The 22,562-nt window shown below is 35.6% G+C and carries 26 protein-coding genes; 6 read left to right on the top strand and 20 right to left on the bottom strand.

All coding sequences use genetic code 11. The features are described 5' to 3' along the window. Positions 1 to 239 precede the first annotated feature (239 nt). The 3 genes from KIK00_RS03825 (at position 240) to KIK00_RS03815 (ending at position 4,049) form a co-directional block, all read left to right on the top strand. Complete coding sequence (locus tag KIK00_RS03825) at positions 240 to 1,421, top strand: M28 family peptidase (protein WP_255815233.1); 1,182 nt, start codon at positions 240 to 242, stop codon at positions 1,419 to 1,421. Positions 1,422 to 1,485: 64 nt separating this feature from the next. Next, positions 1,486 to 2,661, top strand: coding sequence for a M28 family peptidase (locus tag KIK00_RS03820; RefSeq protein ID WP_255815232.1), 1,176 nt, complete (start codon positions 1,486 to 1,488; stop codon positions 2,659 to 2,661). 218 nt (positions 2,662 to 2,879) lie between these two features. Further along, on the top strand, positions 2,880 to 4,049 hold the full coding sequence (locus KIK00_RS03815) for a M20/M25/M40 family metallo-hydrolase (protein WP_255815231.1): 1,170 nt from the start codon (positions 2,880 to 2,882) through the stop codon (positions 4,047 to 4,049). Positions 4,050 to 4,132: 83 nt separating this feature from the next. Here KIK00_RS03815 and KIK00_RS03810 read toward each other — a convergent pair whose 3' ends face one another. From KIK00_RS03810 to KIK00_RS03730, 17 genes are all read right to left on the bottom strand, one after another. Continuing rightward, a complete protein-coding gene (locus KIK00_RS03810) occupies positions 4,133 to 4,555 on the bottom strand; it encodes a hypothetical protein (protein ID WP_255815230.1) in 423 nt (140 codons plus the stop codon). Between the two features lie 41 nt (positions 4,556 to 4,596). Beyond that, the gene (gene hisIE / locus KIK00_RS03805; RefSeq protein ID WP_255815228.1) at positions 4,597 to 5,184 is read right to left on the bottom strand and encodes a bifunctional phosphoribosyl-AMP cyclohydrolase/phosphoribosyl-ATP diphosphatase HisIE; all 588 of its coding nucleotides are present in this window, start codon (positions 5,182 to 5,184) and stop codon (positions 4,597 to 4,599) included. Further along, positions 5,181 to 5,933 carry an imidazole glycerol phosphate synthase subunit HisF gene (gene hisF, locus KIK00_RS03800; protein WP_255815227.1) on the bottom strand — a complete coding sequence of 251 codons (753 nt, stop codon included), beginning with the start codon at positions 5,931 to 5,933 and terminating at the stop codon, positions 5,181 to 5,183. The genes hisIE and hisF overlap by 4 nt, the downstream gene beginning before the upstream one ends. Then, positions 5,926 to 6,648, bottom strand: coding sequence for a 1-(5-phosphoribosyl)-5-[(5-phosphoribosylamino)methylideneamino]imidazole-4-carboxamide isomerase (gene hisA, locus KIK00_RS03795; RefSeq protein ID WP_255816650.1), 723 nt, complete (start codon positions 6,646 to 6,648; stop codon positions 5,926 to 5,928). The genes hisF and hisA overlap by 8 nt, the downstream gene beginning before the upstream one ends. A 2-nt stretch (positions 6,649 to 6,650) precedes the next feature. Then, positions 6,651 to 7,229 carry an imidazole glycerol phosphate synthase subunit HisH gene (hisH, locus tag KIK00_RS03790; protein WP_255815225.1) on the bottom strand — a complete coding sequence of 193 codons (579 nt, stop codon included), beginning with the start codon at positions 7,227 to 7,229 and terminating at the stop codon, positions 6,651 to 6,653. Between the two features lie 2 nt (positions 7,230 to 7,231). Beyond that, entirely contained in the window at positions 7,232 to 8,326 is a 1,095-nt protein-coding gene (gene hisB / locus KIK00_RS03785) for a bifunctional histidinol-phosphatase/imidazoleglycerol-phosphate dehydratase HisB (protein ID WP_255815224.1), read from the bottom strand. A gap of 2 nt (positions 8,327 to 8,328) precedes the next feature. After that, the gene (gene hisC, locus KIK00_RS03780; protein ID WP_255815222.1) at positions 8,329 to 9,354 is read right to left on the bottom strand and encodes a histidinol-phosphate transaminase; all 1,026 of its coding nucleotides are present in this window, start codon (positions 9,352 to 9,354) and stop codon (positions 8,329 to 8,331) included. 217 nt (positions 9,355 to 9,571) lie between these two features. Beyond that, positions 9,572 to 10,846 carry a histidinol dehydrogenase gene (hisD, locus tag KIK00_RS03775; protein WP_255815221.1) on the bottom strand — a complete coding sequence of 425 codons (1,275 nt, stop codon included), beginning with the start codon at positions 10,844 to 10,846 and terminating at the stop codon, positions 9,572 to 9,574. A gap of 96 nt (positions 10,847 to 10,942) precedes the next feature. Further along, positions 10,943 to 11,800 (bottom strand): ATP phosphoribosyltransferase, encoded by an 858-nt coding sequence (hisG, locus tag KIK00_RS03770; protein ID WP_255815220.1) that lies wholly within the window; start codon positions 11,798 to 11,800, stop codon positions 10,943 to 10,945. Between the two features lie 246 nt (positions 11,801 to 12,046). Continuing rightward, the gene (locus KIK00_RS03765) at positions 12,047 to 13,144 is read right to left on the bottom strand and encodes a glycosyltransferase family 1 protein (protein ID WP_255815219.1); all 1,098 of its coding nucleotides are present in this window, start codon (positions 13,142 to 13,144) and stop codon (positions 12,047 to 12,049) included. Next, on the bottom strand, positions 13,141 to 13,917 hold the full coding sequence (locus KIK00_RS03760) for a polysaccharide deacetylase family protein (protein WP_255815218.1): 777 nt from the start codon (positions 13,915 to 13,917) through the stop codon (positions 13,141 to 13,143). The genes KIK00_RS03765 and KIK00_RS03760 overlap by 4 nt, the downstream gene beginning before the upstream one ends. A 1-nt stretch (position 13,918) precedes the next feature. Next, on the bottom strand, positions 13,919 to 14,848 hold the full coding sequence (locus KIK00_RS03755; RefSeq protein ID WP_255815217.1) for a glycosyltransferase family 2 protein: 930 nt from the start codon (positions 14,846 to 14,848) through the stop codon (positions 13,919 to 13,921). 5 nt (positions 14,849 to 14,853) lie between these two features. Further along, on the bottom strand, positions 14,854 to 16,023 hold the full coding sequence (locus tag KIK00_RS03750; RefSeq protein ID WP_255815216.1) for a glycosyltransferase family 87 protein: 1,170 nt from the start codon (positions 16,021 to 16,023) through the stop codon (positions 14,854 to 14,856). A gap of 29 nt (positions 16,024 to 16,052) precedes the next feature. After that, a complete protein-coding gene (locus KIK00_RS03745) occupies positions 16,053 to 16,865 on the bottom strand; it encodes a 2,3,4,5-tetrahydropyridine-2,6-dicarboxylate N-succinyltransferase (protein ID WP_255815215.1) in 813 nt (270 codons plus the stop codon). An 83-nt stretch (positions 16,866 to 16,948) separates the two neighbouring features. Continuing rightward, entirely contained in the window at positions 16,949 to 17,275 is a 327-nt protein-coding gene (locus KIK00_RS03740; RefSeq protein WP_255815214.1) for an isoprenylcysteine carboxylmethyltransferase family protein, read from the bottom strand. Between the two features lie 49 nt (positions 17,276 to 17,324). Then, positions 17,325 to 17,555 (bottom strand): hypothetical protein, encoded by a 231-nt coding sequence (locus tag KIK00_RS03735; protein ID WP_255815213.1) that lies wholly within the window; start codon positions 17,553 to 17,555, stop codon positions 17,325 to 17,327. 250 nt (positions 17,556 to 17,805) lie between these two features. Beyond that, complete coding sequence (locus KIK00_RS03730) at positions 17,806 to 18,375, bottom strand: C40 family peptidase (RefSeq protein ID WP_370647733.1); 570 nt, start codon at positions 18,373 to 18,375, stop codon at positions 17,806 to 17,808. Positions 18,376 to 18,529: 154 nt separating this feature from the next. On the opposite strand from KIK00_RS03730, the gene KIK00_RS03725 reads away from it, so the two are divergent. Next, complete coding sequence (locus KIK00_RS03725) at positions 18,530 to 19,168, top strand: hypothetical protein (RefSeq protein WP_255815211.1); 639 nt, start codon at positions 18,530 to 18,532, stop codon at positions 19,166 to 19,168. Between the two features lie 41 nt (positions 19,169 to 19,209). On the opposite strand, the gene KIK00_RS03720 is transcribed toward KIK00_RS03725, so the two are convergent. Then, positions 19,210 to 19,578 carry a hypothetical protein gene (locus tag KIK00_RS03720; RefSeq protein WP_255815210.1) on the bottom strand — a complete coding sequence of 123 codons (369 nt, stop codon included), beginning with the start codon at positions 19,576 to 19,578 and terminating at the stop codon, positions 19,210 to 19,212. Positions 19,579 to 19,964: 386 nt separating this feature from the next. Here KIK00_RS03720 and KIK00_RS03715 point away from each other — a divergent pair, with 386 nt between their 5' ends. Further along, positions 19,965 to 20,648 (top strand): hypothetical protein, encoded by a 684-nt coding sequence (locus KIK00_RS03715; RefSeq protein ID WP_255815209.1) that lies wholly within the window; start codon positions 19,965 to 19,967, stop codon positions 20,646 to 20,648. A 171-nt stretch (positions 20,649 to 20,819) separates the two neighbouring features. Then, positions 20,820 to 21,284, top strand: a complete 465-nt coding sequence (locus tag KIK00_RS03710) for a hypothetical protein (RefSeq protein ID WP_255815208.1) — start codon at positions 20,820 to 20,822, stop codon at positions 21,282 to 21,284. A gap of 209 nt (positions 21,285 to 21,493) precedes the next feature. On the opposite strand, the gene arr is transcribed toward KIK00_RS03710, so the two are convergent. After that, positions 21,494 to 21,934, bottom strand: coding sequence for an NAD(+)--rifampin ADP-ribosyltransferase (arr, locus tag KIK00_RS22880; RefSeq protein WP_370647743.1), 441 nt, complete (start codon positions 21,932 to 21,934; stop codon positions 21,494 to 21,496). A 456-nt stretch (positions 21,935 to 22,390) separates the two neighbouring features. Then, entirely contained in the window at positions 22,391 to 22,495 is a 105-nt protein-coding gene (locus KIK00_RS03700) for a hypothetical protein (RefSeq protein ID WP_255815206.1), read from the bottom strand. Between the last annotated feature and the right edge of the window lie 67 nt (positions 22,496 to 22,562).

Genomic DNA, 22,562 nt, shown 5'->3' with positions numbered 1-22,562 from the left:
TAATATCTACTCGTTTGAATAATAACTTATTAAATTTTCAACATAAAATCATCAAAATGATAGAAAAATATAAACAAATACAATTCATTTAATGAATACCAACCTAACATACCAACAAACAGTATAAAAAGATATATTATTGTTAAAAAATCAAACAATTACAGTAAACAAGATTTAATTATCAATAATAAATAATGATTTATTGCTATATTTACAATTCTTAAAAATAAGTATCAAAAATGAAAAAAGCTGTAGTTTTTCTGCTGACTTCCATTGCACTGCAAAATATTGGTGCACAGAGTTTTATTCAGGCTTATAAAAACCGGGCTGATATGGTCACGCAAGCCAATATCAATACCAACCTCCAGGAATTTGCCGGGTTTGGAATAAAAAAAACAGGTACAACAGCTAATAATAATGCGCTAGACTGGCTTAAAAACAAATATCTGTCTTATGGATATACAGTCAATGATTTTTCTGAAGATGCTTTCACCTATGTGGGTAATCCGTCAAAAAACCTGATTATCACAAAAACCGGTACTTTATATCCCAACAAATATGTCATTATCTGCGGGCATTACGATACCATCGTAGGACCTGGGGTAAGTGATAATGGCAGTGGAACGTCTATTATTCTTGAAGCGGCAAGAATTCTGAAAAATATTCCTACAGAGTATTCTATCAAGTTTATTCATTTTTCAGGGGAAGAACAAGGTTTGGTAGGAAGTAACCATTATGTAAACAATGTAGCTTATCAGGGAGGCACAAAGGTTCTGGATATAAAACTTGTTTTAAATATTGACCAGGTAGGAGGCCTTATAGGAAATAATAACAATACCATCAACTGTGAAAGAGATGAAGGCGGAATGTCTTCCAATAATGCAATATCAAATACTATGACACAGGAGCTGATGACCTGCACCAGCCTCTACTCACCTCTGCAGACCAATCTTTCTCATGCTTACAGCTCAGATTATATGCCTTTTGAAGCTAAAGGATATACAATTACCGGATTTTATGAAACTATTCAAAGTAATAATGAGCATACGGTAAGTGACACCTATACCAATATCGACCCTGTATATGTCTTCAATGTCGGAAAAGCGGCTGTGGGAGCACTTCAGCATTTTGCTGTTGCCACGACATCGAATAATCTTTTAAACACCCATGAAGCTACGGCACAGAAATCAGCAGAAGAAATCAGAATTTATCCTAATCCTGCGAAAGATCTTGTAACAGTGGAGTTTCAGCAAAAAGTAAAACAATTCAAAATTGAGGTAAACGATATGGCGGGAAATACCGTTTTAATCCTTGAAAATCAGGAAAAAATAAATACTACAGGTTTAAAAAATGGAGTTTATACATTTACCATCAAGACTGATAAGGGAAGTACAACAAGGAAAATAATCATTAATAAATAATGTCAGGCCTGAAATACAGATGAAGGCTAATTTTATCAGTATTTCAGGTATTGCAATCATAAAAATGAAGAAAATAGCTACTTTTTTACTGGCTTCCATTGTCATGCAAAGTCTCGGAGCCCAAAGTTTTATTCAGGCTTATCAGGACAGAGCGAATATGGTAACTCAGACCAATATTACTACTTACCTTCAGGAGTTTGCTAATTTGGGGGTAAAGACTACGGGTTCAACGGCTAATGCCAACGCGCTTACCTGGCTTAAGAATAAGTACCTTTCTTATGGTTATACTGCCAGCCAGATGGCAGAAGATCCTTTTACCTCAGGAATTTATAATTCTAAAAACCTGGTCATTACAAAGACAGGAACAGTATATCCCAATAAATATGTCATTATCTGCGGGCATTTCGACAGTATTACCGGTTTGGGAATCAATGATAACGGAAGCGGAACTTCTATTATTCTTGAAGCAGCAAGGATTCTTAAAGATGTACCCACAGAATATTCTATAAAATTCATTCATTTTTCCGGAGAAGAACAAGGACTTTTGGGAAGCAAACATTATGTAAACAATGTAGCTTATCAGAGTGGTATCCGTATTTTGGATATTAAACTTGTTTTTAATCTGGATCAGGTAGGTGGTGTTATGGGAAATAATAACAATACTGTTTACTGTGATGAAGATCAGGGAGGACTTACCTCAAACAATGCAGCTTCTGCAACGGTGACCCAGGAACTGAGAAACTGTACTGCACTTTACTCACCTCTTCTGACAGCCGTGGATCCGGCAGCTGATACAGACTATATCCCTTTTGAACAGAAAGGCGAAGTGATCACAGGGTTCTTTGAGAGGATCAGAAGTACATATCCGCATACGGTAAATGATATTTTTGCCAATACAGATCCCGTATACATTTACAATATAGGAAAAGCATCTGTGGGAGCACTTCAGCATTTCGCAGTTGCTACAGGAACATTGGGAACGCACGAAGCTGTTATAAAAAACACATTGGAAACTGTAAAAATCTACCCAAATCCAGTAAAGGATGTCATTAATATTGAACTTCCTGATTCCGGAATCAAGAATTTCACTTTTGAAATTACCGACTTTCAGGGAAGATCTATTTTCAAGAGAACCAACGAAACAAAAATCAATGCTTCCGGATTGGAGAATGGTGCTTATCTTGGGATTTTAAAAGCCGGAGATCAGACTGTAGTAAGAAAAGTGATGATTGAAAGATAGTTCGTAATACAATATAACATTAAATTATAAAAACCTTTGAAACTGTTCAGAGGTTTTCCTTTTTTATCAATCATCAACATTAAAGCATTTACAACACACATATGTACTTCAATGCGAAATATATTGATAACATAGCAAAAGTTTCATTTTATTTTAAAACATTAAACACTTCATTGTGATTTATTTACTACATTAGTATTACCAAAATAATATCATATATGAAAAAATTTACAACAGTTTTATGCACTGCATTGATGATGCAGAGTATCGGGGCTCAAAGCTTTATCCAGGCTTATAAAGACAGAGCGGATATGGTCACCCAAACCAATATCACTACAAATCTTCAGGAGTTTAGTAATTTAGGAGTAAAAACTACGGGCTCAGTAGCAAATACCAATACATTGAACTGGATCAAAAACAAGTATCTTTCCTACGGCTATACTGCCAGTCAGATAGAAGAAAGTCCTTTTACTTTTGGAAGTACCAGCTCAAAAAACTTAATCATTACCAAAACCGGAACGCTTTATCCTAATAAATATGTTATTATCTGCGGGCACTTCGATACCATCTATGGCCCGGGAGTGAATGATAACGGAAGTGGAACTTCTATTATTCTTGAAGCCGCAAGAATTCTGAGAAATGTACCTACTGAATACTCAATAAAATTTATCCATTTTTCTGGTGAAGAGCAGGGATTAAAAGGAAGCAGCCATTATGTGAATAATGTGGTATACCAGGGAGGTGTCCGCAAATTGGATATTAAACTTGTCTTCAATCTTGATCAGGTAGGAGGTGTGAAAGGAAATAATAATACAACCGTATATTGTGACGAAGACCAGGGAGGAGTTTCCAGCAACAATGCAGCTTCCGCAGCTGTCACTCAACAGTTGAGAAATTGTACGGCACTCTACTCTCCTCTTCAAACTGCTGTGGATCCGGCAGAAGATACCGATTATATTCCTTTTGAACAGAAAGGTGAGGTGATTACCGGATTTTTTGAAAGAATAAGAAGCAGCTACCCTCACAGCTCTAAGGATACTTTTACCAACATGGACCCTGTCTATGTTTACAAAATTGGAAAAGCAACTGTAGGGGCATTACAGCACTTTGCAGCGGCTTCTACTACTATGAGCAAACCTGCTTCCAAAAACTCACTAGAAACCGTAAAAATTTATCCTAACCCAGCCAATAATATTCTCAATATTGAATTACCGGATGCTAAAGAAAGCAATTTCAGCTTTGAACTCAGCAATGCTATCGGAAGGACGATGCTTAAAGTAAATAATGAAAAGAAGGTTGATGTTTCCGGCCTTCAAAACGGAGTGTATATCGGAGTTTTAAAAGTAGGTGATCAGACTTTTGTTAAAAATATCATGATTGAAAGATAAAATATCTTCAGATTCAGAGTAAAAGAAATAGCAGGAGGACTCTCCTGCTATTTTTATAAAGGCCCAATATTCAGTATCTCATTTTACTTTAAACAGTTATTTTGTAATGCTAATTCTTTAATTTTAGAAATTATGTCTTCATCATTAATAAATCCATCATTGATATCTGTTAATAATTCTTCCAAAGTTACTTTATAAAGATCTGCTTCATTATGTGATAAAAAATGTATTATCTCTGCCAGAGCACTATCAAAATCTTTAAGTTCAAAATAGGATAAATATTTTATCTGAGAAGCTAATTCATTCTGTACATCATTTTGTAACAGTTTATCAGCAATGTCAATTGCCCAATCATATTCTTCCAAATGATACCTGCAATTTGCCATCAATAATAATCTGTAATTTTCAGATTTTGGAGATAATCTATTTAAATTATGCAACATTGTAACAGCAGCCATGTATTGCTCACTATCTATAAGATTTTTAGCTTTTTGTAACGGAGTCATAAGTTATAAGATATTGGTCTATTTTTTTTAATTAAAAACATTTATTTATTCCTGCCCTGAAGAATCTTCTCTATCTCTTCCAGTGAAAAACCTTTCGCTTTTAATAAAATCAAGAAGTGATACAAAAGATCTGCAGCTTCATTTTTAAAAAGATTTTCGTTATTATCTTTTGCTTCTATCACAAGTTCTACTGCTTCCTCTCCTACTTTTTGAGCCATTTTATTGATTCCTCTCTGATATAATGAGTAAGTATAAGAACCTTCAGATTTAGTATCTATTCTCTGAGATATTTTATCTTCAAGTTCATACAAAAATCCTTTAGCATCTTTTTCTCCGAAACAACTGAAACTTCCCGTATGACAAACCACATTCTTTGGAACCACTTTGATTAGAATGGTGTCCTGATCACAATCTATGTCCATACTTTTTACGGTTAAAAAATTGCCTGATTCCTCGCCCTTTGTCCAAAGTCTGTTTTTGGAGCGACTGAAAAAAGTAACAATTCCTTCTTTTTTTGTTTTTTCAAAAGCCTCTTCATTCATGTAGCCTAACATCAATACCTGCAATGTTCTATTATCCTGAATGACTACCGGAACAAGTCCATTATCTTTATTAAAATCTATTTTCATCGTACTTCTATTTTTTGAGTTTTTAGCTGTTGTTTTAAATCCTGAATGCCCATTTCATTAAAATGAAAAATACTGGCTGCCAGCCCTCCTGTAGCTTTTGTTTCATTAAATACTTTAACAAAGTCATTTGCCGTGCCTGCACCTCCGGAAGCAATCACAGGAATACTTATATTGTCTGAAACCAATTTTGTAATACGAAGATCAAAACCGTTTTTCGTGCCATCTCCATCCATCGAAGTCAGTAGAATTTCTCCTGCACCCAAACGTTCCGCTTCCTTTGCCCATTCCAAAGTATGAAGTTCTGTTGCTTCTCTTCCTCCTTTGATATGAACGAGGTCTTTATCACCAACTTGTCTTGTATCAATAGCCACAACAACGCACTGGCTTCCGAATTCTTTGGCTAAATCAGAAATAAGTGCCGGATTTTTTACCGCTGAGGAATTGATACTGATCTTGTCTGCACCTGCTTCCAAAAGCTTTCTTACATCTTCCACAGACGAAATTCCTCCACCCACAGTAAAAGGGATGCTGAGCTCTTTTGCAATATCTTTTACCAGTTCTATAAAGGTTTTTCTGTTTTCAATAGTTGCCGTAATATCAAGGAAAACAAGTTCATCAGCTCCTTCCTTCTCATACTTTTTAGCGAGCACTACCGGATCTCCTGCATTTTTAAGATCTTCAAAATTGACCCCTTTTACTGTAGATCCATCTTTTATATCCAGACATGGAATAATTCTTTTCTTAAGCATTTTCAATAAAATTTTGAAGTTGTTGTAAGTTTATTTTCCCCTCGTAAATTGCTTTTCCAATGATTGTTCCTGTACAGCCGATATCTTTCATTTTATAGACATCAGCAATCCCGGAAATCCCTCCACTTGCCACCAGCTGAACGGATGTTTTATATAAGATTTCAATGTAAAGCCCTGTTGACGGACCTTCCAGCATACCATCCTTTGCAATGTCAGTACATATAGTGGCCTGCATTCCTTTTTCCTGATATTGAAGAATAAAATCAATGATATCATTATCACTTTCTTCGAGCCATCCAGAGGTTTTAATCTTTCTGTTTTCACAGTCAGCCCCTAAAATAATTTTCTCAGCACCATATTTTTGCAGCATTTCATAGCAGAATTCTGGGTTCTGAACTGCAATACTTCCTAAAGTGATCTGTTTTGCCCCGGAATTAAAGGCTGTTTCAATATCCTCCTGAGTTTTTAAGCCTCCTCCAAAATCGATATGCAGCGAAGTAGAATTAGCAATATTTTCCAGAACCTTTTGGTTGACAATGTGCTTTGATTTCGCACCATCAAGATCTACTAAATGAAGAAACTGAATACCGAAACTCTCAAATTCTTTTGCTACTTCTACAGGGTCTTCATTGTATATTTTCTTTGTGCTGTAATCTCCTTTTGACAAACGGACACACTTCCCGTCGATAATATCAATAGCCGGAATTATTTTCATCATTATAAATTTATAAAGTTCTTAACGATCTGATTTCCCACCGTTCCTGATTTTTCAGGGTGAAACTGTACTGCATAGAAATTATCTTTCTGCAATGATGCACTGAATGGCAGGATATAATCACAGACAGAAGTTGTAAAGTCCGAAAGCTCACAATAATAGCTGTGAACGAAATAAACATCACCGCTCTTTTCAATTCCTGAAAACAGTGGTGAAGTCTGCCCTGAAACTGTATTCCATCCCATATGCGGAACAATATCCTTTGATGGAAATTTTCTGACATTGATATCAAAAATCCCCATTCCTTCTGTATCTCCTTCTTCATTTTCCTTGCACATCAGCTGCATGCCCAGACATATTCCTAAAACAGGTTGTTTAAGGCTCGGTATCAGGAGATCAAGTTCTTTCTCCTTCAGCAGTCTCATGGTGGATGAAGCTTCCCCTACGCCTGGAAAGATCACCTTATCGGCTTTCAAGATCTGCTCAGGATCATCTGTTATGACAGAATCAACTTTTAGCCTGTTGAGAGCATTCTGTACAGAGTTTACATTTCCTCCGTTGTATTTTATTATGGCAATCATATTTATAAACTTCCTTTTGTAGAAGGCAGACTGTAATTAGCATCAGATTGATTCACTGCCATTTTAACGGCTTTTGCAAAGGCTTTAAAGATGGACTCAATTTTGTGGTGTTCATTATCTCCTTCTGCTTTGATATTCAGATTAGATTTTGAAGCATCTGTAAACGACTTAAAGAAATGAAAAAACATTTCTGTAGGTACATCTCCTATTTTTTCTCTTTTAAACTCAGCATCCCAAACCAGCCATGATCTTCCTCCAAAATCAATAGCCACCTGAGAAAGACAGTCATCCATCGGGAGCAGGAAACCATATCTTTCAATTCCTTTTTTCTTTCCTAAGGCTTTTAAAACAGCTTCTCCCAGTACAATTCCTGTGTCTTCAATCGTGTGGTGCTCATCTACAGCAAGATCTCCGTTTACTTTAATCGTAAGATCCATATTTCCGTGTCTCGCAATCTGGTCCAGCATGTGATCAAAAAAGTGAAGCCCGGTTGAAATATCTGATCTTCCGTTTCCATCAAGATTGACTTCAATTTTGATATCTGTTTCATTAGTTTTGCGGGAGACTTTAGCCTTTCGCATTCCAGATTTTAAGAAATGATAAATCTCAGACCATTTGGTTGTAGACAGCTCAGCTTCCTTATTAAAGTTTTGATTAAGATAAATAGCTTTAGATTTAAGATTTTTAGCAAGTTGAACATCAGTACTTCGATCACCAATTACATAGGAATTTTCAAGATCATAATTGCCATAAATATATTTTTCCAGCATTCCGATTCCTGGTTTTCTGGTAGGAAGATTTTCGGATTCAAAGCTTTTGTCAATCAAAATATCACTAAAAATGATCCCTTCGTTTTCAAATGCCTGCAACATTTTTGTATGGGGTTTTATGAAATCTTCTTCAGGAAAACTTTCCGTTCCTAAGCCATCCTGATTGGTTACCATCACCAATTCATAATCTAACTCACTGACAATTTTCGCAAGGTTCTGAAAAACTCCCGGATAAAACTCAAGCTTTTCCAGAGAATCTACCTGAAAATCTGTAGGTGGTTCAATAATCAGTGTTCCGTCTCGGTCTATAAAGAGTACTTTTTTCATTGTTAAATACTTTTCAAAAGGCTAATTAATTTTTCATTTTCTGCACGGTTTCCCACATTAATCCTGATACATCCAGGAATAGCCGGATCTCTTCTGCTGGTTAAGACTTCCTCTTCCAGCATTCTTGTATACACTGAATCAACATTTTCCATTCTGATCAGAAAGAAATTGGCATCCGTTGAAAATATTTTAGAAATGCATGCAATTCCTTCAAACTGCTGTTTCAGCCATGTTCTCTCTTCCAGAATACGGCTTACGTTTTCCTGAAGTCTGTTTTCTTCATCCAAAGTTTTTAAAATAAGCTCCTGGCTCAATACATTTACGTTATAAGGTGCTTTTACCGTGTTGATCAGGCTGATAATTTCTTCAGATGAATAAGCCATTCCTACTCTCGCTCCGGCAATTCCCCATGCCTTAGAAAAGGTTTGCAGAACGATCAGATTAGCATACTTATCCAGCAGTTCCAGACTTGATTTTTTTCCGGAAAATTCTATGTAGGCTTCATCTACTACAACAATTCCGTTGAAATTCTGAAGATAGAATTCAATATCATCAATACAATTTCCGGTAGGGTTATTGGGTGAACATAAAAAGAAAATCTTCAATGAAGGGTCTTCGACCGTCTTTAAGAAATTATCTTTTACTATTTCAAAGTTTTCATCCAGATCCAGTTTCAAAACTTTATTCTCATTGATTGTTGCATAAAAACCATACATCGCAAAGGAAGGATTCATCATCAGAATGGCATCTTTTTTAGGCTCACAGAAAATTTTAATGATAAGGTCTATCAGCTCATCGCTTCCGTTTCCTATGGCAATCTGTGATGGAGAAACTTTTTTAAGCCCCGCAAGCTTGTTTTTAAGTCTTTTTTGGGTAGAATCCGGATAGCGGTTACATTCTCCGAATGGACTTTCATTGGCATCCAGCATTACCGGAGCATTGAATTCATTGTGATCTCTGAAACTGATGTAGGGTTGTAATTCTAATATATTTTTTCTTACTAAAGTTTTGATACTGTTATTTTTCATTGTATTATTTTTTAAGCTTCTTTTTGATAAACACAAAGGCGCGAAGTTTTTATCTTATTTTTTTAGGCGCAAGAAAATCTAAGATTTTCAGCAAAGGCATGTGTTTTATTTTGTGGTTCAATTATGCATTATTCAATTTTATCAGAGATAAAATCCTTACGTTTTAAAAAACACCTCAATTATACTTCTTTTGCGTCTTTGCATTTTCCAAAACTCATTATTTTAATCTTATGGATACTGCATTTTTGTGGGCAAACAGTCCTTCTGCTTCTGCCATAAGCTCTATTGTTTTTCCTAAATTCTGAAGACCTTTTTTTGAAAGCTGCTGAAACGTTATTTTCTTCACAAAGCTATCCAGTGATACACCGCTGTAATTTTTCGCATAGGCGTTTGTAGGAAGTGTGTGATTGGTTCCGCTGGCATAATCTCCTGCGCTCTCACAAGAATAGTTCCCAAGGAAAACAGACCCTGCATTCTGAACCTCCGGAATATATTTTTCAAAATCATTGATGGCCAAAATAAGGTGTTCCGGAGCATAAAGATTACTGAACTCAAGAGCCTCTTCCAGGGAATTTACTAAAATAAAAGAGCTGTTTTCCAAAGCCTGACCTGCAAATTCACCTCTCGGTAAATCTCTGATCTGATGATCAACAGCTTCTATCGTCTCTTCAAATACTTTAAGACTTGTGGTAATGAAAACAACCTGGCTATCACTTCCGTGTTCTGCCTGTGAAAGAAGATCTGCAGCACAAAAATCAGGAACTGCCTGCTCATCGGCTATGACAAGAACTTCACTCGGACCCGCCGGCATATCGATAGCGACTCCGTAACGCTGTGCATATTCTTTGGCAGCCACGACAAACTGATTTCCAGGACCGAAAATTTTATTGACGGCAGAAATGCTATCTGTTCCAAAAGTCATGGCTGCGACAGCCTGTGCTCCGCCTGTTTTAAAGATCTCTGAAACCCCGCAAAGCTTTGCCGTATAAAGGATAGCAGGGTTGATATTTCCATTCTTATCCGGGGGCGTACACAGTACAATTTCTTTACATCCAGCCAGATTTGCAGGCACCGCAAGCATCAGCACTGTGGAAAATAAAGGAGCAGTTCCTCCAGGAATATAAATTCCAACTCTCTCTACAGCACGGTTTTCACGCCAGCAAACAACTCCTTTCGTCGTCTCAATTTTCTGGATTTCCTGTTTTTGAGAGGCGTGAAATGTTGAAATATTCTCTTTAGCCTGTTGAATGGCTTGTTTCAACTCATCATTGATCTGCTTTTCTGCCTCCTGAATTTCAACATCAGAAACTTTTATTTTTTTAGTATCTGCTTTGTCAAATTTTCTGTTGAATTCTATTAAAGCTTTATCTCCGTTTTTTTCAACTTCTGTGAATATTTCTGTAATCAAACCTGAAATTTCTTTCTGCTCAAGGACAGGACGTTTTACCAAATCTTTCCAGGTGTCTTTTATAGGATATCTGTATATTTTCATTGTATTATTTCATTTTTTTAATCATTAAGCTATATGGCATTCAATTTTATTTTCATTGCGCTTTTGCGTTGACTAACATTCAGTATTATCATTTTTCTAAATAACCATTTTATCAATTGGAATGATTAAGATATCCTGAGCTCCATTTTCTTTCAGTTCGTCAATGACTTCCCAGAAGCGTTCTTCATCAATAACAGAATGAATACTGCTCCAGCCTTCTTCTGCGAGTGGAATAACTGTAGGACTCTTTAATACAGGAAGTACTTCGGCTACTTTCTGAATTTTTTCATTGGGAACATTCATCAGAATGTATTTTGAATTTTTTGCTTTTAAAACAGCTTTGATTCTGAATACGAATTTTTCAAGAATGGCTTCTTTTTCAGCCGATAATTGGGGAGTTTGAGCCAAAACAGCTTCCGATTTCAGCAAAGTGACTGTTTCTCTTAATCCGTTTTTGAATAATGTACTTCCGGAACTTACAATATCACATATTCCATCTGCCAGACCAATATTAGGAGCGATTTCTACAGAGCCTGAAATAACGTGAATGTCTGATACAATTCCTTTTTTTTCTAAAAAGCTTTTGAGAGTATTAGGATAAGAGGTAGCAATTTTTTTACCCTGAAAATAAGAGATTTCGTCGGTTTCCACTTCTTTGGGAACAGCCAGTGAAACACGGCATTTTGAGAAACCAAGTTTCTGGATTGTGGTAATGTTTTTACCTTTTTCAATCAGGAGATTTTCGCCCAGAATAGCAACATCTACCACTCCATCTTCCAGATATTGCGGGATATCTGAGTTCCGAAGGTACATGATTTCCATTGGAAAGTTATCTACTGAAACTTTGAGCTGGTCTTTACCATTGTTGACAAAGATTCCGCAGTCTTTGAGAAGCTGTAAAGATTCTTCGTAAAGCCGGCCGCTTTTTTGGATTGCAATTTTTAATTTACTCATTTTGCCTTTTTTGGGTCCGAGCAAATAAAAACTGATCTATTGAAATTTCTGAGAAGAATTCAGGAAACAAAAAAACCGCCTATTTACTCAGACGGTTTTAATTATTTTGATTTTAGCACATACTTATATCAATCAATTCCGCCTAACAGAGATGATGATGATAATGATGTAATGCTAAAAAAGTTGGTTTCATTGTATTGAATTATGATGCAAATGTAGGATTTATTTTTAAAATGCAAAGTTTTTTCAGATAATTTTTTGATAAAAACTCATAAGCTCCTTTGCGATCGGTTCATCATTAAACTTCTGAACAAACTCGAAACCCTTTTCCTCACGGCGTTTTCTCTCGGATTCATTTTCCCATAGAAATTTTAGTTTGGCCCGGATATCAAGATCATTGTCAGGATTCACATACACAGAGTCTTTTCCACCTGCTTCCGGCAGACAGCTGGTATTACTTGTAACTACGACAGTTTTGGAGAAAAGAGCCTCAATGACAGGGATTCCAAAGCCTTCAAAAAAGCTTGGATAGACAAAAATATCTGCCAGTTTATAAAGGCAAGCCAGCTCATCCATAGAAACTCCTTCGAGGAAGAGCACCTGCTTTTCCATTTTATTTTTTTTCAGGAAGCGTTCTATTCTCTTATAATATTTGGTCTTTCTTCCTACTACTACAAGAGGAATTTCTGTACCATTGATTGCTTTTACAACATTCAGAAGGTTTTTGCGCTCTTCGATGGTTCCAACGTTGAGTACAAATCTTTCGGGAAGCTGAAACTTCTCTTTTACAGCCTCCATCAGTTCCGGAGACTGCTGTTCTTTAAAAGCGTGATGACATCCCTGATAAATGACCTTAATCTTAGTTTCAGAAACTTTTAAATACCGGATGATATCTCTTTTGGTCTGTTCTGAGATAGCGATAATTTTATCAGCCGTATCAGCCGCTTTTTTAAATTTCCAGAAATGGATTTTCCTGTCAAAAAAAGAATAATACTGCGGATATCTTACAAAGATCAGATCATGAATAGTAACGACCTTTTTAATAGGTTTTAGATCCCATTTTAAAGGCAGTTCGCCGGATAATCCATGGAAAATATCAGCTCCCTGTTTTTGAGCATCTTTACCCATTTTCAGCTGGCGGGACAGATTTCCTTTTGAGGTTTCAATAAAATGAACATTAGGGCATTCCATAATATCTTTTCCTCTCTCCGATTTGTTTTTGTTGAGCAACAGATATTCGTTATCCGGTTCATATTCAGAAAGAATTCTTACGAGATCTCTCGAGTAGTTTCCCAGACCGGAGGTATTGTGGAAAAACCGTTTTGCATCAAAGGCAATCTTCATCGCTGTATCTGTTTTTGGAATTCCTGAAATGTACCGAATGTATGTCCTTTTTGTTTCAGCCATCCAACAAATGAATCAAACCTTTCTACCATATCTTTTCCTGAATTTTTTACAGTAAATCCAGGAAGCTTAAAGGCTTCATCTTTGATTTCTGCAAATTCCCACGGATGGAAATAAATATTCAGATATTTGTCTTTTTTCAAACTGTCCAAAGCCAGTTTTTTGTAGAAAAATAAAGGAAAATTGTGAAAACTTAACCAAAACAAAGGAATTCTGAAATTGGGTGAAACTGAAGCCGGAACCTGAGTTACATTTCCTTCTTTAAAATAAGTTCTGGATACTTTTAAATTATTATATCTTCCCGGCAAAAATGTAGGGTTGATGGATGAATTGTATGAATATCCTGCTTTTTCCACTTCTTTTTCATCCACAGGCATCATTCTCGGCATTCTTAATCCGGTAACCTTTGTGGAAAATAATTCTTCCAGTTTTTCTCTTGATTCCTTCAGGTGTTTGTTTTCAAATTCTGAATGAAACCATGTGTGAGAAGCCAGTTCGTGACCTTCATTTAACAACCTTTCGATAAGATGTCTGCTGTTTTCTGCAAAAACGACTGTGGAAAAGAAAGTTGCTTTAGCATTATGTTTTTTAAGGATATCGAGAATCCTCTCTAATCCTGTCTGTGAAATTGAAATCTGCTTTTCAAAGGGAATTTCACCCTTATATTCTAATGGCATATCAAATTCTTCAATATCAAAACTCAATAAAACCATTCTAAAAATTTTTGTTTTTAATAATATAATTAGGTCTGTCTTTCACCTGTTTAAATATTTTACCTAAATAAATTCCCATGATTCCGAGGATGATCAACTGAAGTCCTCCGAAGAAAACAATGGTCATAATCAAGGATGCCCAACCAGAGATCTCCGTTTTGGCAATAAATGAATGAATCACATAGGTACCATATCCGATTACTGAAAGTGCTGAAAATAAAAAGCCCAGATAAGCCGCCAGATACAGTGGTTTTACACTGAAAGCTGTGATTCCCGTAAAGGCAAAAGTGAACATCTTTTTAAGATTGTAGCTACTTTTCCCCGAAAGTCTTTCTGCGGCGGTAAAGTCGATTCCTATCTGTTTAAATCCCATCCAGCTTGTCAGTCCTCTGAGGAATAAGTCGTCTTCATTAAAGTTTCTCATTACATCCACTGCCCTAGCATCCAGTAATCTGAAATCTGAACCGCCTCCTTTCGTCAAATTAACGTCTGACAGACTTGATAAAAGCTTGTAAAATAAATCCGATGTCTTTCTTTTAAAGAAGGATATTTCCTTAGGATAAGTCCTGAAAGTAAAAACCACATCATAGCCTTCCTCCCATTTCTGAATCATTTCCGGAATAAGCTCTGGCGGATGCTGTAGATCTCCGTCCATCGAAATAACTGCATTTCCCTGAGCGCTGTCCATTCCCGCTTTTACGGCTGGCTGATGGCCAAAGTTCCTCGAAAACTCAATGAATTTCACTTCATCATATTGGTTGGAAAGTTCTTCCAGTTTTTGCTGGGTATTGTCTCTGCTGCCGTCATTTACAAATATGATTTCAAAGTCATAGCTGCTTAAACCATCAAAAACTTCTTTAATTTTCTGATGGATCATGGCAACGTTTCCTTCTTCGTTATAGGCGGGAATTACAATTGAAATTTTCTTCATATTTATTAATTCAGGCTGTAATTTCTCTCAAAATCTTTAGTTAGTAGCTCATAAGTTACTCTCAACCAGATTACAATACAAGGTACAGCTTTTAATGAATATTTGATGATATAGTTTTCTTTTACAAATTTCGGGAATAGATCGGAAGTTGAAAAACAAGTAAAAATAATGACAAAAACAAGCAATCCTATAATAAGCGGTGTTCTTTCTTTCTGAAGGAAAAACCAGATCAGGACTCCTACAACAGCAATAATGTAGGTTGGAGATTCTGAACTGGAGCTGAACAATACTAAAAACAGTAATGTTGAAGCCAGGATCATCAATTGGAAAGCATAGTGCTTATACTGCTTGATTCTGATATAAGGTAAGGCAAAAAGTGGTAATCCACCCGCTAAAAACACGAGATTAGAAATGGATGCATCTCCTAAGACTCTTCTTACAAAGCCCATCAGAGAGATATCCTGCATATTTCCTAATACCTGATTTTCATTATTCTTCTCTACGATAGACTGAAACCAGTCTGAATAACACTGAATCACAAACTGCGGACTTGAATACGCCATTGGAAGTACGAAAAACAATACTGCAATAGCTATTCCTGAAAGAATAAATTTGGCTTTATTTTTAATGAAGAAAAACTGCGTTAATCCTACAATTCCGTAGATTTTCACAAATATTCCTATTAAAATGGCGGTTACAGACTTTACTTCTTTTCTTTCGTAAATGTATACTGCAGATAACAGCAAAAGGCCTGTCAGTGCTACATTGAACTGCAGACTTAAAGCTGCCGTAATGTATTCCTGAAGACAAAGCAGTCCAAAAATTGCTTTTTTACTGTCTGAAAACGGCAGTTTATAAATACCATAGATGAAGATAAAAGTATTGGCAATATTCCAAAGAGAGATTCCGAGCCAATCCGGCATCATGGCAAACGGTGCAATCAATGCACTGAAAAATACACCATAATGATTTAAATCAAAATAAAGATCGGGATAATGGATAAATAAGTTTTTCTGATGAATAGTATTAAAGAATACGTTTTTAAAAATCAGGTAATTATTGATCGCATAATCTCCTCTCAGGTATTTGGAAATTGCTGTAACAACCGATATAATAAGATAAACCCCAAATATATATTTAGGGTTTAATAGTATTTTAAGGAATTTTTCTTTCAAGATTGTGGTATTAGCTTACAATATTAATCTTAAACAGCTACATTATTCTCTCTCAATGCATCATTCAGAGATGTTTTCTTATCTGTAGATTCCTTTCTCTGACCAATGATCAATGCACATGGTACCTGATATTCTCCAGCTGGATATTGTTTTGTATAGCTTCCAGGGATTACAACAGAACGTGCAGGAACTCTTCCTTTGATTTCGATAGGTGTATCTCCTGTAACGTCGATAATTTTTGTAGAAGCTGTCAATACTACATTTGCACCCAATACTGCTTCTTTTTCTACGTGAACTCCTTCTACAACGATACATCTTGAACCGATAAAGCAGTCATCTTCAATGATTACCGGAGCAGCCTGTAACGGCTCCAATACCCCACCGATACCTACACCACCACTCAGGTGAACGTTTTTACCGATCTGTGCGCAGCTTCCTACAGTCGCCCATGTATCTACCATTGTTCCTGAATCTACGTAAGCACCAATGTTTACATAAGATGGCATTAAAATAACACCCGGAGCAATGTAAGCTCCTTCTCTCGCCACTGCATGTGGTACAACTCTCACCCCTTTTTCAGCATAGTTTCTCTTTAAAGGCATTTTATCATGAAATTCAAACAGACCTACTTCAATAGTTTCCATTTTCTGGATCGGAAAATACATTACTACAGCTTTTTTCACCCATTCATTTACCTGCCATCCGTTTTCTGTAGGCTCTGCAGTACGAAGTTCACCTTTATCAACTAAAGAAATAACCTCTCTGATCGCCTTTTGGCTGTCTTCATTCTGCAATAATTCTCTATTATCCCAAATGTTTTCAATAGTTTGTTGTAACGACATGTTTCTTATTTAAATTAGTTTGAAAAATTATACCGGCCAAAGATACAAAAAAGTTCAGCAAAACGGTTTTTAACGTTATGCTTTTAATAAAGGCTCAGCATGCGATTCACCCTCTTTTTATAAGTCAGGTAAATTTGTCCGTGTGCTTTTACCAAATACTCCTCTTCAAGCCTTATCTGAATCTGCATTAAAATATTTCCAACCAAAAGAAAAACAAAAACAGTTACAGTTGGGATAACAAGAAAAAAACCAAAAAGACTCATTGTCATTCCAAGAAATATAGGATTTCTTGAAAACCTGAATAATCCGTGAGTTATCAATTCTGTTTTTGTTGTATTATCGATCCCGATCCGCCAGGAGTTTTTCATTTGAAACTGAGCTGTGATAACCCAAATTAAAGCCAGGATCATTAAAATAAATCCGAAATATTGAAAGACAGTATACTCCAGGAAAGTAATTTTAAAAACAGATGAAATATCGCCATAAAAAAATGAAAGAAGTATTACATAACAATGCAAACAGAATAATCTTAAAATACAATCCTACCAGCCCATATGCAGAATCATCCCCGGGCAGAACATTAGGGCTTTTACCAATCTGTTTGGCTACTTTGTAACTAATTCCAACAAAGGAAACAACAAAGAAAAGTATGAAATATACAGGAATAAAGAATCTGATGAAATTTGCCATATGATAATAGTTTTTGGCAAATTTGCTGAGTTTTGCGGTGCAATGCTATTGCAATTAATGGCAGAAAGATTATAATTTAAAACGAATTTCTATCTTCCGGAGTAGTGGTGAAAATTATATGAATTTTTAACGGAATGGCTAAAGAGTATGATTATATATAAGTTTTGGCTAGAGCCAACCGACAGTTTGATCTTTCATTAAATAGGCTAAAGCCCATTTCTATTGATTTTTTTAATTATTGATGAGATTTTCACAGAACTCTTTGGGCATGAAGATATGCCTTGTTCCAGTACTTTTCGTTCAGGGATGAAATCATTACTCCTTTTGAGGTAGAGGCATGGATGAACTTCACTTCTCCGTCAGGACCAATATCATGAACAATCCCTACATGAGACACCCTGCTTCCGCCTGCTGTTGCAAAAAACAAAAGATCACCGGGTTTTACGTCTTTAATATCGATATTTTTTCCTGCTTCAGCCTGATCAGAAGATCTTCTTGGAAGATTGAAATCATTTTCTTCAAACACTTTTACAGTGAATCCGGAACAGTCAAATCCTGATGGTGTATTTCCTCCGAATTTATAAGGAGTTCCAATGTATTTTTCGGCATCTTTCAGAATATCACTGATAGATCTTGATACGTTACCATCAAATTTTGAATCCAGTTTTCTGAGGTTCTCAGATTTGGCAACTGTTTTCGTATTTGATTTTTTATTTGTGGCACTTTTGGAGGATCCACAGGAAACTACAAAAACAGACGCTGCCAGTACAACAACTATCTGCTTTATTTTCATTTTTTGTTGAAATAATTCCGTTCCCATACTCTTCTGATTTATAATTAATTAACAAAATACATTACAAATATACAGTTTATATTTTAATTATAATATAACTATACTACAACTATATTATAAATATATGTTAAAATTTTGTTTTCAAGTATTTATTGGTATATTTGATCTCTATTTTGAAGATATGGCAACATATGAAAGTCTCATTACAATCACGGGTGCTGTAGGTGACCTTGTATTTTATAATCTGAACGGTAAAAATGTAGTTCGGAAGAAAAGCGGGTTCAATAAAGCTGCTTTTAAAAAAAGTCCGTCGTATGAGAAAGTCCGGCAGAACAGCTCGGAATTCGGGCACTGTTCCAAAATTGGGAAGATAATCCGGAAAAGTCTGGAAGTGTATATTAAAGAAGCAGGCGATCCACTCCTCTACCAGAAGTTTGCAAAGGTTATGACAACGATCAAAGATTTGGATATGGTTTCCGGAAGGGGAAAGCGAACGGTTGAAAATGGTTTAAAGACTGAAGAAGGGAAAAAACTGTTGAGAGAATTTCAACTAGGTACAGTCAATAATGTTTTGGATTGTGTGAGAATTGAGGGTCAAATTCTGTATAAAAATGATCACTGTACATCAGATCATGCAGTGATTTTAACTTTAAAATTAGATTCTAAAAATTATAGCATAGAAAATAATGAAGAAATAATCAGCTGGAATCACCAACAAGATAAGTCTTTTAAAAAATATTTTTCAGAAAACGATCTTCTTCTTTATTTTATAGTCCTTAAGAATGATCACGATGAGATTACCCACATGGGATTTGTTTAAATAAAAAAGTCTGCAGTAGATTCTGCAGACTTTTTTATTTTTTATTTCTTCTCTCCTTTCCAGGTCCCTGACTTGGCAGGTGTAGGAATTGAGTTGGACCAGTTTCCGTTTCCTTTTTTTTCTGTCGTTAGCGTTCCCTTAAAATCTCCCTGTGAAGGAAGTCCTACTCTTGCATTAAGATCTCCTGTCTCACTTAAATTCCCGGTAATACTATAGTTTTCATTATTAACATCGGAATGCATTGTTCCTACCACTTTACCACTCTCATCTACCACGAAGTTCCAAACTCCTTTATCATTTCCATCATAAGAACCTGACCATGTTCCTACATAGTCATAGATAGTATCATCATCAGAGCTGCAGCCGATAAATAAAAACGCCGTTAATAAAAGTAAAAAAAGTTTCTTCATAGTTTCAGTAGTTTTATAACCTAAAATCCTGTTATTCTCGATGTACTTCCCTCCTAAAAATTCCGTCACAGAGAATAGTGCTTAATATTTATTATTTTTTTGTTCCGTGCAAATCTACTAATTTTTTCATTCAAATTATCTGAATTTTAATTAGCACCCAATATGTTTATTAAAAAACAACATATTTCGGCTAAAATACAAATATTTTTCAAACAAATACAAGGTGTATAAATTTTGAGTTATTTAAAAAATGATCCCTGAAATTTGATATCAATCTATTCAGCATTCATTTATAATTAGTTTATACTAGATTTCAGATGATTTCTCTGCCTCTTTTAAAGATATTTCTTACCTTAGTGAAAAATTTAACCTTTTCAAAAAATAACATGAAAACAAAAACATTCTTTTTGGCAGCACTTGCTATTTGTGGGAGTTCATTAGCACAGGTTGGGATTAATACATCTACACCAACCCAAACATTGGATGTCAATGGCCTGGTAAGAGTAAGAGGACTTTCAAATGCTGAAAAAAAAATTGTTGCGGCGGATGCACAAGGAGTTTTAATCCTTATATCTCCTGAAGAGATTTTCGCTCCGAAAGCTTTATTGAACACTTCTACTTCTTCTACTGAACAAAGATTCACTGTCTACGAAGGAAAATGCTTTCAACCTACTGATAACGCTTCTTCCTGCACGGTTTCTTTAAATCATTACACTTCCTGTGCCGGATTTACCAATCCTGTAGATACCCAAATTATTGTGGGACAGGGCATCAATACAGGTAACGGACAGTTTTTAGGAACCTGGACAGCCCGATATGTTGACAATAAAGGATTCAGCGGAACAGCTGCTGTTGCCAACCAGACAGCACCGGATTATCCGAGAATCTCCTATCCTACTGCTAATACTGTAAACTATTTAGGAAGTGGTAACTTCAATGGTCAATGTAATACTGATCTTGTAACAACGATCAATCAGACCACCGGAGATATAAAAGTAGAGTCTGTAAAACGGAACATGTTTGCACATCTTGTGTATCTTATCAACATCGCCCGTTCCAGATCTTTATGATACTCGATATTTGATTTCAAAAAGAGACAGCTACAATTTATTTGTGGCTGTTTTTTTATCTAGAACTCAAACCTTTCGACTTAGCTCTTATTTTAGGCTGTATATAACCAATCCTATTCTTTGTTTGAACAAAAATATAAATACATCATTTAAAAATCGTACTATTATCATATGAAACAGATACTTACTGAAGAAACTTTTTCCTCACCACAATGGCTAAAAATAATCTGTTATTTTTTCGGACTTCTCTTAGTTTTGACCTCATTTGGTCTTCTCATGCAGAAAGACCTTCCACCGGAGATTATTTTTTTAGTACCATTACTTTTGCTGATCAGTATCAGTATGCTGATGTATACCAGGCTAAGACTTATCATTTCAAATAAGGATATCCGCTTTACAGGAGGTCTGAGACAGCATCAATTTCTCTGGACTGATATTACGGGAATAGATATGAAATTAGTCGGGAAATATCAGACTCCAATCTGTATTGTATACTATGGCAAAAAATCACTGGACCTCCATAGAGGTTTTTATTTAAAAAGACAGTTCAATAGAATCTTATCATTGTTGGAAATGAAGGCCGCACCTGAAATGTTTACAGAGCAATATCAAGCAATCTGTCATCAAATCAATTGATTTGCCCAAGCTACCCAACAGAAAAGCCCCCATCTGGAGGCTAAAACTATTGGATAAATGAAAAACTTATCCCAAATGTATGATATATTCATTCAGCCTTTTATGCGTACAATCATAATCAGCGATTTTCATTGCTCCTAATATTTTATATCTATGCTATTAATACAGAGGTGATAAGATTACAGGAAGATGAGAGACAAATAATAAGTCTAATTGATGATCTCTCCTTTGCTGTCATCTAATTTTTCACGAAACCTTTGAAGATCTTCAGGGTTAGGTTTTGTCCATTCTTTAACCTCTCCAATAATTTTTAAAGGCATTTCGGAACGATAAGAACGGGTGGGATTTCCCGGGAATTTCTTATCTGTTACATTGGGATCATTTTCATAGATGCCTATTGGTTCTACAATATATACACGCTCTACTCCATCGCCTTTTGCTAAAGCAGCAGCAAGCCCTGCTCCGTTAATCAAAGCTGTAAAATAGATATGATTCATTTTTAATTCTGACTTATAATTTGAGATTCCGCCCGCCGTCAATAGATCTCCAATCTGCAAATCTGCTTTTGTACCATGGTAAAATGGTCCTTTATCAGAAGGATGATTTTTTAATAACAATGCCAGTTCAGCATTCTTTTTTGACCTTTCCATATCTCCTAAATTCTCATAGCATCTGGAAATATTCAAATAAAGAGAAGGCAATGCACTTTTAACCGTATCATCATTTATTTTTAAAGCAAATTCTAAAGAGGTTTCAAGCCACTTCAAACGATCAGCAGGTATTTTTTGATGACGTGATACATAATGAGCAGCCAGAAATTTCTCATGATCATCTGCTGCTGCTTCCCAGGCCTGTAAAAACAGCTTTCTTGCTTCTTCAGGCCTGTCTTTATCTTCCATGCTCATCCCCTGAAGGCAAAGTTTGATAACATTATTAAAAGGCGAAAATTCCATGCTTTATTTTTTACTTGTTCCCAAATGTAGGTAAATATGGCAAAATAAAGGGCTAGTTTATCCAATTCTATATAAAAGCTTATTACAGATCTTAAACAGTACATATAATGAAGATGAGCCTTAGAAGATTCACCTTTTATTATTTCAGAAATATCAGTTATACAGATAATCCTTAATTGTTTTCAATACTCCAAAACTGTTGTTAGTAGAAGCTTCAAAATTAGCTATCTGCTTCACATTGGGATGGCCATTTTTCATAGTATAGGAATATTTAAACAAATAACGGGGTCAAACTTAGATGTTCATTAATAGAAAAATCAATATA

The sequence above is a fragment of the Chryseobacterium sp. MA9 genome (assembly GCF_024399315.1).
Taxonomy (GTDB): Bacteria; Bacteroidota; Bacteroidia; order Flavobacteriales; family Weeksellaceae; genus Chryseobacterium.
Note: the sequence above shows the minus strand (reverse complement) of the source record. Positions and strands in the feature narration are given on the sequence as shown.